Origin of the sequence: Bhargavaea sp. CC-171006, assembly GCF_009761675.1 — a bacterium.
Classification (GTDB): domain Bacteria; phylum Bacillota; class Bacilli; order Bacillales_A; family Planococcaceae; genus Bhargavaea; species Bhargavaea changchunensis.
The window spans coordinates 93,133-106,216 of the sequence record NZ_QUZH01000027.1 but is presented as its reverse complement, the minus strand read 5'-3'; the positions used below and the strand labels follow the sequence as shown (position 1 = coordinate 106,216).

The following is a 13,084-nucleotide window of genomic DNA, read 5'->3' as shown; positions in this document are numbered from 1 at the left end:
CAGAAAGCGCTTGCAGCGAACGTGTGTTTTGAGAAAAATCACGAAATCGTGTAAAATAGGGGAAACGTCCCCAAGGAGGACTGTAACTTATGAAATTCAGATCGGTTTTTGATATTATCGGTCCGGTCATGGTCGGACCCTCATCCTCACATACAGCAGGAGCCGCCCGCATCGGCCGTGTGGCCAGGACTCTCTTCGGACGCCAGCCGGAATGGGCGGAAATCCGTCTGTACGGATCATTCGCAGAAACCTACAAAGGCCACGGCACCGATGTTGCTATTGTCGGCGGGCTTTTGGATTATGATACGGATGATGAACGGATCCGTACGGCTTTCGAAGAAGCTGAACAGGTTGGGCTGAAATTCGAATTCATCACTGAATCCGATGAGCCGGAGCATCCGAACACCGCTAAAGTCCGCATCGGCGACGCGAAGGGTGAAATGGAACTGACAGGCATCTCGATCGGCGGTGGCAAGATGGAAGTGACGGAACTGAACGGCTTCACGCTGAGGCTGACAGGCCACTACCCTGCACTGCTGATCGTCCACCACGACCGGCCCGGCGTCATTGCAAGTGTTGCAAACGCACTCGCGGCTGACGGCATCAATATCGCGCACATGGAGTGCGGGCGAAAAGAAAAAGGCGAGATGGCGCTAATGGTCATTGAAGTCGACCAGATCATCACCGACTCCATGATCCGTCTCATCACTGACCTTGACAATGTGACTCAAGTTTCGATACTTGCAGACTGATAAGGGGGATTCCATTGGATATTTTATTTTCTACAGTTAAAGAACTGGTCGGGCTCGCTGAGGAATCCGGGCGGCCGATTTCCGAACTCATGATCGAGCAGGAGATGCAGATCACCAAGCGTTCCCGCGAGGAAGTAGTCGCACAGATGGAGCGTAACCTCGAAGTCATGGAGGAAGCGGTCGAGAAAGGGCTGAAAGGCGTCAGCTCAACTTCCGGACTGACAGGCGGCGATGCCGTCCTCATCCAGAACTATATCAAGAGCGGCAAATCACTTTCCGGAGACCTTCTCCTCGATGCCGTGAGCAAGGCCGTAGCGACGAATGAGGTCAATGCCGCAATGGGCATGATCTGCGCAACGCCGACCGCAGGAGCAGCAGGCATTGTGCCGGGTACGCTGTTTGCCGTGAAGAACAAGCTGAACCCGACGCGCGAGCAGATGATCAATTTCCTGTTCACATCCGGGGCGTTTGGATTTGTCGTGGCAAACAACGCATCGATCTCCGGAGCAGCGGGCGGTTGCCAGGCGGAGACCGGTTCCGCCGCTTCGATGGCTGCCGCGGCAATCGTGGAGATGGCCGGCGGAACACCGCAGCAAAGTGCCGATGCATTTTCCATCGTCATGAAGAACATGCTCGGACTGGTCTGTGACCCGGTCGCGGGGCTGGTGGAAGTGCCGTGCGTCAAGCGCAATGCGATGGGTGCCGCCAAGGCGCTGGTCGGAGCGGATATGGCGCTTGCCGGCGTCAAGAGTGTCATCCCGACAGACGAAGTCATCGAGGCGATGCACCGGATCGGCCGGTCGATGCCGTCCGCATTGCGTGAAACGGCTAAAGGAGGCCTGGCCGCGACACCGACGGGCAAGAGACTCGAGGCGGAGATTTTCGGAAAGAAGGCGGAAGAAAGTGTGGTTGACTGAACCGGTCACTGCTCTTAAGGGCATCGGCAAGGAAGCTGCCGGGTCATTGGAGAATCTGGGTGTCCGTACGGTAGGGGATCTTGTCATGATGTTCCCGTACCGCCATGAAGACAACCGTCTGAAAGATTTGGCTGAAACACCTCATGAAGAACGGGTCACCATTGAAGGAAGGGTCGAAAGCGAGCCTTCCGTTTTCTTTTCGGGAAAAAACAGGTCCAGGCTGCAGATCCGTATGCTTGCTGGACGCCATCTCGTAAAGGCCGTATTCTTCAACCAGCATTATCTCAAGCACCGCCTCACACCGGGGATGACGATCACTGTCACCGGAAAATGGGACCGGGGACGGCAGGTCATCAATGTCAGCTCATTCAAGGAAGGCCCGAAGCAGGCCGGGGAGGATTTTGAGCCGGTATACAGCCTGAAGGGCGGCATGCATCAGAAGACGGTCCGCCGGTACATCCGTGCTGCCCTGGATGCTGTGGCGGGCGACCTTCCGGATCCGTTGCCTGCCGAACTCCTGGAGAAATACAAGCTGCCGGGAATCGCGGAAGCGCTCGAAGGCATGCATTTTCCGCGTGATGGGGAACATGTAAAGCATGCCCGCCGCCGGTTTGTCTACGAGGAGTTCCTCGGCTATCAACTGAAGATGCAGGCGATCAAAAAGGCCAGAAAAGAAACGGGCAAGGGGACGGAACTCCATTATGACCTGGACAAGCTGAGGGCATTCATCGACTCACTGCCTTTCGAGCTCACCGGCGCGCAAAAGCGGGTCGTCAATGAGCTTTGTGCAGAGCTCAAGGAGCCGGTGCGCATGAACCGGCTTCTTCAGGGTGACGTGGGATCGGGGAAGACTGCCGTGGCAGCGATCGCCCTTTATGCGACAATCACTGCCGGCGCACAGGGGGCGCTCATGGCACCGACGGAAATTCTCGCAGAGCAGCATGCCCAGACGTTGGCGGATTGGCTGGAACCCTTCGGCGTCCGCATGGCCCTGCTCTCGGGTTCGACGAAAGCGAAGGCGCGCCGGATCATCCTTGAAAAGCTGGGAGAGGGAGAAATTGATCTGGTCATCGGCACGCATGCCCTGATCCAGCCTGATGTGGCGTTCCGGAAGCTCGGGTTGGTCATCACCGACGAGCAGCACCGTTTCGGAGTGGAACAGCGCCGGGTTCTTAAGGAAAAAGGGGAGGATCCGGATGTGCTCTTCATGACGGCAACGCCAATTCCCCGGACGCTTGCCATCACGGCATTTGGCGAGATGGATGTCTCCATCCTTGACGAGATGCCGGCGGGACGCCAGCCGATTGAAACCTACTGGACCAAGCGCGAAGCGTTTCCTGCTGTTCTTAAGCGGATGGGAAGGGAGCTGCAGCAGGGCCGCCAGGCATATGTCATCTGCCCGCTCATCGAAGAGTCCGACAAGCTCGACGTCCAGAATGCGGTCGATATGTATGAGCAGATCCGGCAGTATTTCGGAGGCAGGTTCAATGTCGGGCTCATGCACGGGCGCCTCCATCCTGACGATAAGGAAGCAGTCATGCGGGAATTCTCCGAAGGCGGACTGCATGTGCTCGTCTCGACGACGGTCGTCGAAGTCGGCGTTAACGTTCCGAATGCGTCGTTCATGATCATCTCGGATGCCGAGCGTTTCGGCCTCGCGCAGCTGCACCAGCTTCGGGGCCGCGTCGGACGCGGGGCGCACAAGTCCTATTGCGTGCTTCTGGCCGATCCGAAGACGGAAATCGGCAAGGAACGGATGCAGTCGATGACCGAGACGAACGACGGCTTTCGCCTTGCCGAAAAGGATCTCGAGCTTCGCGGCCCGGGAGACTTTTTCGGGAAAAAGCAGAGCGGCATGCCGGACTTCAAGGTGGCGGACCCTGTCCATGACTATCGTGCACTCAATACAGCCAGGCTGGATGCGGAACAACTCATCGCGTCCGAGTCATTCTGGAATGACCCTGAATATGAACCTCTCCGGACCATGATCGAACAGTCCGGGGTCCTGTCCGACGAACGGATCGACTGACTCGAATCCGTTTGTCGGTTTTTTATGTTGCGGTAATCATGCCGGAGAAAGTGGTCGCGGAACGATGCTGTTTCACAGCGAGCGTTGACGTATTTCTATGGGACGTGCGCTATTTCAGTGAGACGTTGCGTTATTTCAATAGGATGTTGACATAATCACAGTCAACCACGATGCCAATGCAAAGTTTCCAAGCATGGTTGCAATCTGCCCCATTGGTTTTATATACTCATATTAGTACCAAGTGCTAATCCGGTGGTGAAAACATGAAACTGCATAAACGAGAGCGCCAGGCCCGCCTGTCTTCACTGCTGGAGGAGAACCCGCTGCTCACGGACGGCGACCTCGCCGAACATTTCGGGGTCAGTGTCCAGACCATCCGGCTTGATCGGATGGAAAAGGGGATTCCCGAACTGCGGGAACGCCTGAAACATGTGGCGGTCCGTTCGCTAGATGATGTAAAGTCGCTCCCGATCGACGAAGTGATCGGCGACATTATCGATATTGAGCTGGACAAGCGCGCGGTGTCCGTGTTCGATGTCACGAATGACCACGTCTTCCAGCGCAACGGCATCGCAAGGGGGCACCATCTGTTCGCGCAGGCCAACTCCCTTGCTGTTGCAGTCATCGACGACGAGCTTGCGCTCACGTCAAAATCATCGCTGAATTTCATCAAGCCGGTGAGGGCCGGAGAGCGTGTCGTCGCAAAAGCGGCGGTCCGGCCCGGAGAAAGGCCACGCCGGTCGATCGTGGAAGTCATCTCGACGGTGGGCGAGGAGCCTGTTTTCACCGGAACATTTGAAATGTACCGGACCCACGAGAGCGGAAAAGAGGGACAATCATGATCATAGCAGTAGACGGAATGGGGGGCGACCATGCTCCCGATGCGGCAGTGGAAGGGGTGCGCCAGGCACTTGAGGCGTTCCCTGACATCCGGATCCGGCTGTACGGAGACTCCGGGCGGATCGAGCCGATGATCGGGTCGCATGAGCGCCTTGAACTCATCCATTGCAGTGAGAAAATCGAAGGAGATGACGAACCGGTCCGTGCCGTCCGGCGTAAAAAGGATTCATCCATGGTGCGCATGGCACAGGCCGTCCGTGACGGTGAGGCCGATGCTGGCGTCAGCGCGGGAAATACGGGTGCCCTCATGGCCGCAGGACTCTTCGTTGTCGGCCGCCTGGACGGGGTCGACCGGCCCGCTCTAGCACCGACACTTCCGACACTTGACGGAAATGGGTTTGTCATGCTCGACATGGGGGCCAATGCCGACGCGAAACCGCAGCATCTTGCGCAGTACGCGATCATGGGCAGCATCTATGCCGAGCAGGTCAGGGGCATCCAAAAACCCCGTGTGGGCCTGCTCAATATCGGCACCGAAGAAAACAAAGGAAACGAACTGACGAAGGAAGCCTATGGCCTCATCGCCGGCTCTCCCGTCAACTTCATAGGGAATGTGGAGGCGAGGGACCTGCTGGGCGGTGTCGCAGATGTCGTCGTGACCGACGGCTTCACCGGCAACATGGTGCTCAAGACCATCGAGGGAACCGCCCAGGGTCTTATGTCCATGATGAAAGAAGCCTTTATGTCCAATTCAAAGGGCAAAATTGCCGGCCTTCTCGTAAAGGACGGATTGAAGGACCTGAAAAAGAAAATGGATTATACAGAGTACGGCGGTGCCGGCCTGTTCGGCCTGAAAGCACCGCTGATCAAGGCACACGGCTCCTCAAATGCGAACGCCGTCATGAATGCCATCCGGCAGGCCAGGACCATGGCCGGCCACGGCGTGACGGAACGTATCGGGGAGACGATCGGAAGGATGGGGGAACATGAGTAAGATTGCATTTGTCTTCCCTGGCCAGGGTTCGCAGAAAGTCGGCATGGCCTCGGAATTTATAGGAGAGGGCGCCGCCTTCAGAAGCTTTGCCGACGAGGCGGACAGCCGCCTCGGCATCGGGATGAGCAAGCTGATGCAGGAAGGTCCGCAGGAAGAACTGACACTTACCTACCATGCGCAGCCTGCACTGCTGACGGCGGGTGCGGTGATCGACGCCGCCCTGAAAGAAGCGGGGATTCGCCCCGACTTTGCAGCCGGCCACAGCCTCGGCGAATATTCGGCACTTGTCTCGGCCGGCGTCCTGACGTTCGGTGATGCGGTCAAGACGGTCCATCGCCGCGGTCTGTACATGAATGAAGCAGTCCCGGCAGGCGAAGGATCGATGGCTGCCATTCTCGGGCTTGGTGCCGAAGAACTTAAGCGAGTGACGGATGATGTGACCGATGAAGGGCACCCGGTGCAAGCGGCCAACCTGAATTGTCCTGGACAGATTGTCATATCCGGCAGCAAGCGAGGCGTCGAGCTGGCATGCGAGGCAGCAAAAGCGGCAGGCGCCAAGCGGGCAATCCCGTTGGACGTGAGCGGGCCTTTCCACTCCTCCCTCATGAAGCCGGCGGCCCAGAAGCTGCAGGCACAGCTGGATTCCGTCGGGTTCGCCCAGGCAGAATTCCCGGTGATCGCGAATGTAACTGCGGAACCTGTCCAAGATCCGGAACAGACCAAACAGCTTCTTGTGGAGCAATTGTATTCGCCGGTCCGCTGGGAAGAATCCGTCAGGCAAATGCTGGACCTCGGCGTGACGCTCTTTATCGAATGCGGACCGGGCGGCGTGCTATCCGGTCTGATCCGGAAAATCGACCGTTCTGTTACTGTCCTGAAAGTCGAAGATACGGAAACATTGAACAAGGCCGTCGAGACGGCGAAAGGATGGTCGTAAATGGGCAAACTTGCCGGAAAATCAGCTATAGTGACGGGGGCTTCCCGCGGCATCGGCCGTGCCATCGCAATCGCACTTGCAAATGAAGGTGCGAAGGTCGCAGTAAACTTCGCCGGCAGCGAAGAAAAGGCAGCGGAGACGGTCAGAATGATCGAGGAAGCGGGCGGTGAGGCATTTGCCATCCGTGCCTCCGTCAGCAGCCAGGAAGACGTCAAGCAGCTGGTCGATGAGACGATGGAGCGCTTTGGCGCCGTTGATATCCTTGTCAACAACGCGGGCATCACAAAGGACAACCTCCTCATGCGCATGAAGGAGGAAGAATGGGATGACGTGCTGTCGACCAACCTGAAAGGGGTCTTCCTCTGCACAAAAGCCGTAGCACGGCCGATGATGAAAAAACGGTCCGGCACAATCGTCAATCTTGCATCCGTCGTCGGCGTCGCGGGCAATGCCGGCCAGGCCAATTACGTGGCGGCAAAGGCCGGCGTCATCGGACTGACGAAGACGGCGGCCAAGGAACTGGCCGCACGAGGCATCCGGGTCAACGCCGTTGCGCCCGGATTCATCACGACAGACATGACGGACAAGCTACCCGAGGAAGTGAAAGAGGGCATGCTGGGCCAGATTCCGCTCGGCAGACTCGGGGATCCGGAACACGTGGCCCGTTCCGTCGTGTTCCTCGCATCCGAGGAATCCGCATACATCACCGGGCAGACGCTGCATGTTGATGGCGGAATGGTCATGTAACCCCTTGTCCGGGAACGGTCCGCCTGTCATACTGATTGGGTGGCCGGAAAAGCTTCAGGCATCCGCCTGAAGAGGACCGACAAACAGACTCTCCCGTGAGAGGAGGTGAACGTATTGGCAACTGTTCTGGAACGTGTGACTAAGGTGGTCGTCGACCGCCTCGGCGTGGATGAGAGCGAAGTAAAGACTGAAGCTTCCTTCCGTGAGGATCTTGGCGCTGACTCCCTTGATGTCGTGGAGCTCGTCATGGAGCTTGAGGACGAATTCGACCTCGAGATCTCCGATGAAGATGCGGAGAAGATCGGGACTGTCGGAGACGCAGTTTCTTATATTGAAGAAAAGACCGCATGATCGGTTTTGGAGAGGCAGGCGAGCAGTCCGGAGACGGGCGGGCGCCAGCCTCTTTTGCCATTTTGCGTTACCCTGCCGAAAGGGGTAAACTTAGCATATATCCACAACGGAAAGGCAGATCTGATGACTATGAACAAAAAAGAGCAGCACATCAAAAAAGATTCCTACCCGGAATCCGTCCATAAGCGATTTGCCGATTTTGAGGAGAACATCGGCTTCACATTCAGTGACCCGACCCTCCTTTACCGCGCATTCACACACTCCTCGTATGTGAACGAGCACCGGAGGAGGATCCACGACGACAACGAGCGCCTTGAATTTCTTGGCGATGCCGTTTTGGAACTGGCTGTCTCCCGTTTTCTGTTTGAAACTTATCCATCCATGAGCGAAGGCGAACTGACCAAGCTGCGCGCCGCGATCGTGTGCGAACCGTCCCTCGTCCAGTTTGCGGACGAGCTGGATTTCGGCCGCTATGTGCTTCTCGGCAAAGGGGAAGAGCAGACCGGCGGGCGCACACGGCCGTCTCTTCTTGCCGATGTCTTTGAAGCATTTATCGGCGCGCTTTATCTGGACAACGGATTCGACAAGGTTGTTGTATTCCTTGAGCGGATTGTCTTCCCTAAAGTGAAGGTCGGTGCTTTTTCCCATGTGATGGATTATAAGAGCCAGCTCCAGGAAATGGTCCAGCAGTCTTCAAGCGGACAGCTTAACTACCGGATCGTGGACGAAAAGGGACCTGCACATGATCGTGTGTTCGTCTCGGCCGTCACAATCGGAGGGGACGAACTGGGGCGCGGAGAGGGCAAATCCAAGAAAGAGGCGGAGCAGCTGGCTGCCCGCCACGCCATCAGCGAATTGCGCAAAACTGAAGGGCGGGCGGATTGATTTGTATCTGAAGCGACTCGAAATAATCGGGTTCAAGTCGTTCGGTGAACGAATCGGCCTGGACTTTGTGCCGGGAGTGACCGCTGTTGTCGGCCCGAACGGAAGCGGGAAAAGTAATATCACCGATGCCATCCGCTGGGTCCTTGGTGAACAGTCGGCCAAAACCCTCCGCGGAGGCAAGATGGAGGATGTCATTTTCTCCGGCAGCGATTCGCGTAAAGCGCTGAATTTCGCGGAGGTTACATTGGTCCTCGACAACTCTGATGGCCGGGTGCCGCTCGACTTCAGCGAGATCAGCGTCACACGCCGGGTGTTCCGCTCGGGAGACAGCGATTACCAGATCAACCGGCAAGACTGCCGGCTGCGGGACATCGTCGATCTGTTCATGGATTCGGGGCTCGGCAAAGAAGCGTTTTCCGTCATTTCGCAGGGGCGGGTCGATGAAATCCTGAACAGCAAGCCGGAAGACCGCCGGGCGATCTTCGAGGAAGCGGCGGGCGTGCTTAAGTACAAGCAGCGCCGCCGAAAGGCAGAACATAAGCTGTTCGAGACGGAGGACAACCTGAACCGGGTCCTTGACATCCTCCACGAGCTGGACGGACGCCTCGAACCGCTCCGGTTCCAGGCATCCGCCGCAAAAGATTACCTCGCGATGTCCGGTGAGCTGAATGAAATCGGCGCAGCACTCCTTTCCCATGACATTCGTGAAAATGAAAAGCAGCTGGCTGAAGTCCGCAAGCAACTGAAGGAGGCGGCCGGACTCGAGCAGGCCGCCGCGGAAGAGGCCGGACGCCATGAAGCGGAACTCGGCCGGCTGCGTGAAGAAGCAGAAAAGCTTTCTGCAAGGCTGGATGGCCTGCACACGGCGCTTGCGGAAGCAGGGGCGAGCGTCGAGAAATGGGAAGGCCGCAAACAGGTGCTTGCCGAGCGGAAGACCCATGCCGAGCGGCAGCTGGAAAGGCTGCGGGAAGACTTGGCCGAAACGGAAGAAGCGGCTGTGAGGCTCAGGCAGCGGAAGGAACAGGCCGAGCAGGAAGCGGACATCCGGAAAAAGGCCCTTCGGGAAACACGGTCCGAAATACGGCGTCTGCAGGAAGTCATGGACCGCCCGCTGGATGAGACGGCCCGCAGGATCGATGAACTGAAATCCGCATATATAGAACTGCTGAACGAAGAAGCAGCCGTAAAAAATGAACTCAAGCATCTTGGGCAGCAACTCAAGTATCAGTCCGAATCCGCAGAGCGGAACCGGACGCGTGCAGGGGAGGCCCGAACGGAATGGGAAGAGGCCTCCGCAGCGCTTGCCGCTGCGGAACAGGAACTTTCCGGAGTAAAGGAGCAGCTGTTATCCGTACGGACCGATGAAACGGAACTGTCGGCGTCCAGGGAGCAAACGGCAGCCGAGCTAAACGGGAAACAGGAGCAGCTGTATAAAGCTTACAGCCTGCTTGAAAAGCTCAGGGGCCGCCGGGAGGCTCTTCTTTCGATGGAGGCCGAATTCGCCGGTTTCCATACCGGTGTCCGTGAAGTGCTCCGGGCGGCAGAAAGCAACCGCCTGGACGGCATCGAGGGGGCGGTCGCTTCCCTTGTCAATGTGAAAAAAGAGTTCGCCGGTGCGGCAGAAACCGCGCTCGGGGCAGCAGCGCAGAATATCGTCACCGTTACGGAGGCTGATGCCCGCCAGGCGATCGGCTATCTGAAAAGCAGCCGGAAGGGCCGGGCAACATTCTTGCCGTTATCCGTGATGAAGCCTCGGCGTGTGGATGCTTCCTCCCTTTCCCGGGCTTCCGCACACGAAGATTTTATCGGCACTGGGGATGCTGTCGTGACGGCGGACGAAAAGTACATGCCCATCGTGCAGAATCTGCTGGGCAACGTCCTTATCTCCCGCACCCTGAGAGGGGCCAACGAAATTGCCAGGATGACCGGACACCGGTACCGGGTCGTAACGCTCGACGGCGATGTCGTCAATGCCGGAGGTTCGATGACCGGCGGCGGAACGGACCGGGGCAATCCGATCTTCATGAGGAAAGCGGAGCTTGAACAGGTGACAGCTGATGCCGGCCGGCTTGAGAAGTCGATCGGCAATGCTGAAAAGTCGATCGGTTCGCTGAAGCAAAGACTGGCGGAAGAAACCCGGAGTCATGAACGGGTGAGGGAAGAACGTGAAGCGCTGACGGAGAAGGAAGTCGAAATTGTCGGCAGGGTCGCGAATCTGAAGGCGGCGGAACGCCGCCTGGCCGACCGTCTATCCCTTTTCGGTGACGAGGAGTCCGGCACGACGGTTCTGGCATCCGGAATCCGAAATCGCATCAGCGAAGCCGAGGCCCGGCAGGCCGCGCTCAAGGAAGAGCTCGGCCGGGCATCCGAAGAGATCGAAGAAATGACCGGCCTATATGAAGAGGGGCGCACGGAGCGTGACAGAATGAATAACCGGCTCGGGGAGCTTCGACAGGAAGCCGCCGTGCTTGCCGAACAGCTTGCACAGGCTGAAACTGCTTCTGCCGGAGTGGAGGAAGAGCTTGCCGGTCGCCTGGAAAGAGCAGAGCGACTCCGGGAAGAGATGGAGTGGACGGCCGGAGGAAATGCCGGTTCGAGCCCCGAGGAAACCGAGAATGAACTTCTGGTGTGGAAAGAGAAAAAAGCCTCCCTCGAAAAAGACCTGTCGGAAGCGTTGAAGCAGCGAGAATCTCTCCAGCAGTCCATCGCATCCGCGGAAGCAAGGTTCCGGCGTGCGGCAGAAACGAGGGCAGTGCATTCAACGACCGTCCGTGAAGCAGAGCTCCGCGCCGGACGGATCACTTATGAGCTTGAATCACTCCGAGGTTCTCTGGAAGATGATTACGGAATTGATGAACTCCCGGTTGAGGGAATCAGCTTCCCGGAACATCTTGGCGCAGAGGAGGCCCGGAAGAAAGTGCGGCTCCTGAAGCAGTCGATCGAGGAACTGGGACCTGTCAATACCGCGTCGATCGAAGAGTTCGAGGCTGTCTCGGAGCGCCATGCGTTTCTGACGGCTCAGCGCAATGATCTGCTTGAAGCCAAGGAGACGCTTGAGAGCGCCATCGACGAGATGGACACCGAAGTGACGGAGCGGTTCAGCAGTACGTTCCAAGCCGTCAGCAGGCAGTTCGGCATCGTCTTCAAGGAACTGTTCGGAGGAGGAAGGACAGAGCTTGTCCTAACCGATCCGGACGATATGCTCCGGACCGGCATCGACATCGTGGCGTGTCCGCCGGGCAAGAAACTGCAGAACCTGAGCCTGCTTTCGGGCGGGGAGCGCGCACTCACGGCGATTGCGCTGCTTTTCGCCATCCTGAAAGTCCGGCCCGTGCCGTTCTGTGTGCTGGATGAAGTCGAAGCTGCGCTGGATGAAGCGAATGTCCTCCGCTACAGTGATTATCTCAAGAAATTCAGCAACGAGACGCAGTTCATCGTCATCACCCACCGGAAGGGGACGATGGAAGGCGCCGATGTGCTTTACGGCATCACCATGCAGGAATCCGGCATCTCAAAGCCGGTCTCTGTCAGGCTGACGGAAGGCAGCGAAGTGGAATATGAGGAGCCTGTCCCGTCGGTCGGGGCTGGCCCGAAAGGAGCGGGAACATGAGCTTTTTCAAGAAGCTGAAAGAGAAAATGGCCGGCAAGCCGGATGAAACGACTGAAAAATATAAGGACGGCCTGGAAAAGACGAGAACATCGTTCACTTCGAAAGTGAATGACCTGATCGCCCGTTACCGGAAGGTCGATGAAGACTTTTTCGAGGAGCTGGAAGATCTCCTGCTTCAGGCGGATGTCGGGTTCGACACTGTAATGGAGCTGATGGACGACCTCCGTTTTGAAGTGCAGCGCCGGAACGTCAAAGATACGGAAGGCATCCAGACGGCCATTTCCGAGAAGCTGGTTGATATCTACCGCAAAGGCGAAGAAGGCGAGGGCGGCATCAACATGCAGGAAGAGGGACCGACTGTCATTCTTCTTGTGGGCGTAAACGGCGTCGGCAAGACGACGACGATCGGCAAGCTGGCCCACCGGTTCATCGGTGAAGGAAAATCCGTCATGCTGGCGGCGGGAGATACGTTCCGGGCCGGGGCGATCGATCAGCTCCAGGTCTGGGGCGACCGGGTCGGTGCGGAAGTCATCCGCCAGGCTGAACATTCGGACCCTGCGGCCGTCATGTATGATGCGGTGAGGGCCGCGAAAAACCGGAAAGTGGACGTCCTCATCTGCGACACCGCAGGGCGTCTCCAGAACAAGGTCAACCTGATGAACGAGCTTGAAAAGGTGCACAGGGTGATCGGACGGGAACTGCCGGGAGCACCCCACGAAACCTTGCTTGCACTTGATGCGACGACCGGGCAGAACGCACTCATCCAGGCGGAGACATTCAAGGAAGCAACGGATGTGACGGGCATCGTCCTTACGAAACTGGACGGCACTGCAAAAGGCGGCATCGTCCTCGCCATCCGCAACAAGCTGGGCATTCCGGTCAAGTTCGTCGGTCTTGGCGAAGGCATGGAAGACCTCCAGCCGTTCGATGCGGAGCGGTATGTATATGGACTGTTTGCGGAAGGGCTCGAGCAGGAAGCCGCGGCCGCCGGCCAGGACGGCACGGAGGAAGATTGAGAGACA

The 13,084-nt window shown here is 57.7% G+C and carries 11 protein-coding genes; all 11 read left to right on the top strand.

All coding sequences use genetic code 11. The features are described 5' to 3' along the window. Positions 1–89 precede the first annotated feature (89 nt). The 11 genes from sdaAB to ftsY all read left to right on the top strand — a co-directional run bounded on the left by sdaAB (position 90) and on the right by ftsY (position 13,078). Positions 90–752, top strand: a complete 663-nt coding sequence (gene sdaAB / locus DZC51_RS12665) for an L-serine ammonia-lyase, iron-sulfur-dependent subunit beta (protein WP_157296463.1) — start codon at positions 90–92, stop codon at positions 750–752. A 14-nt stretch (positions 753–766) separates the two neighbouring features. After that, entirely contained in the window at positions 767–1,669 is a 903-nt protein-coding gene (gene sdaAA, locus DZC51_RS12660) for an L-serine ammonia-lyase, iron-sulfur-dependent, subunit alpha (protein WP_157296460.1), read from the top strand. Beyond that, the gene (gene recG, locus DZC51_RS12655) at positions 1,662–3,698 is read left to right on the top strand and encodes an ATP-dependent DNA helicase RecG (RefSeq protein ID WP_157296710.1); all 2,037 of its coding nucleotides are present in this window, start codon (positions 1,662–1,664) and stop codon (positions 3,696–3,698) included. Before sdaAA ends, recG begins: the two co-directional genes overlap by 8 nt. A gap of 263 nt (positions 3,699–3,961) precedes the next feature. Then, on the top strand, positions 3,962–4,540 hold the full coding sequence (gene fapR, locus DZC51_RS12650) for a transcription factor FapR (protein ID WP_157296458.1): 579 nt from the start codon (positions 3,962–3,964) through the stop codon (positions 4,538–4,540). Further along, a complete protein-coding gene (plsX, locus tag DZC51_RS12645) occupies positions 4,537–5,532 on the top strand; it encodes a phosphate acyltransferase PlsX (protein ID WP_157296456.1) in 996 nt (331 codons plus the stop codon). Before fapR ends, plsX begins: the two co-directional genes overlap by 4 nt. After that, a complete protein-coding gene (fabD, locus tag DZC51_RS12640) occupies positions 5,525–6,469 on the top strand; it encodes an ACP S-malonyltransferase (protein WP_157296454.1) in 945 nt (314 codons plus the stop codon). Before plsX ends, fabD begins: the two co-directional genes overlap by 8 nt. Continuing rightward, on the top strand, positions 6,470–7,216 hold the full coding sequence (gene fabG, locus DZC51_RS12635; protein WP_157296452.1) for a 3-oxoacyl-[acyl-carrier-protein] reductase: 747 nt from the start codon (positions 6,470–6,472) through the stop codon (positions 7,214–7,216). Positions 7,217–7,330: 114 nt separating this feature from the next. After that, on the top strand, positions 7,331–7,567 hold the full coding sequence (locus tag DZC51_RS12630) for an acyl carrier protein (protein ID WP_157296450.1): 237 nt from the start codon (positions 7,331–7,333) through the stop codon (positions 7,565–7,567). Positions 7,568–7,690: 123 nt separating this feature from the next. Further along, positions 7,691–8,452 carry a ribonuclease III gene (gene rnc / locus DZC51_RS12625; RefSeq protein ID WP_304504516.1) on the top strand — a complete coding sequence of 254 codons (762 nt, stop codon included), beginning with the start codon at positions 7,691–7,693 and terminating at the stop codon, positions 8,450–8,452. A 1-nt stretch (position 8,453) separates the two neighbouring features. Then, positions 8,454–12,062 carry a chromosome segregation protein SMC gene (gene smc / locus DZC51_RS12620; RefSeq protein ID WP_157296448.1) on the top strand — a complete coding sequence of 1,203 codons (3,609 nt, stop codon included), beginning with the start codon at positions 8,454–8,456 and terminating at the stop codon, positions 12,060–12,062. Then, positions 12,059–13,078, top strand: coding sequence for a signal recognition particle-docking protein FtsY (gene ftsY, locus DZC51_RS12615; RefSeq protein WP_157296446.1), 1,020 nt, complete (start codon positions 12,059–12,061; stop codon positions 13,076–13,078). Before smc ends, ftsY begins: the two co-directional genes overlap by 4 nt. The last annotated feature ends 6 nt before the right edge of the window (positions 13,079–13,084 follow it).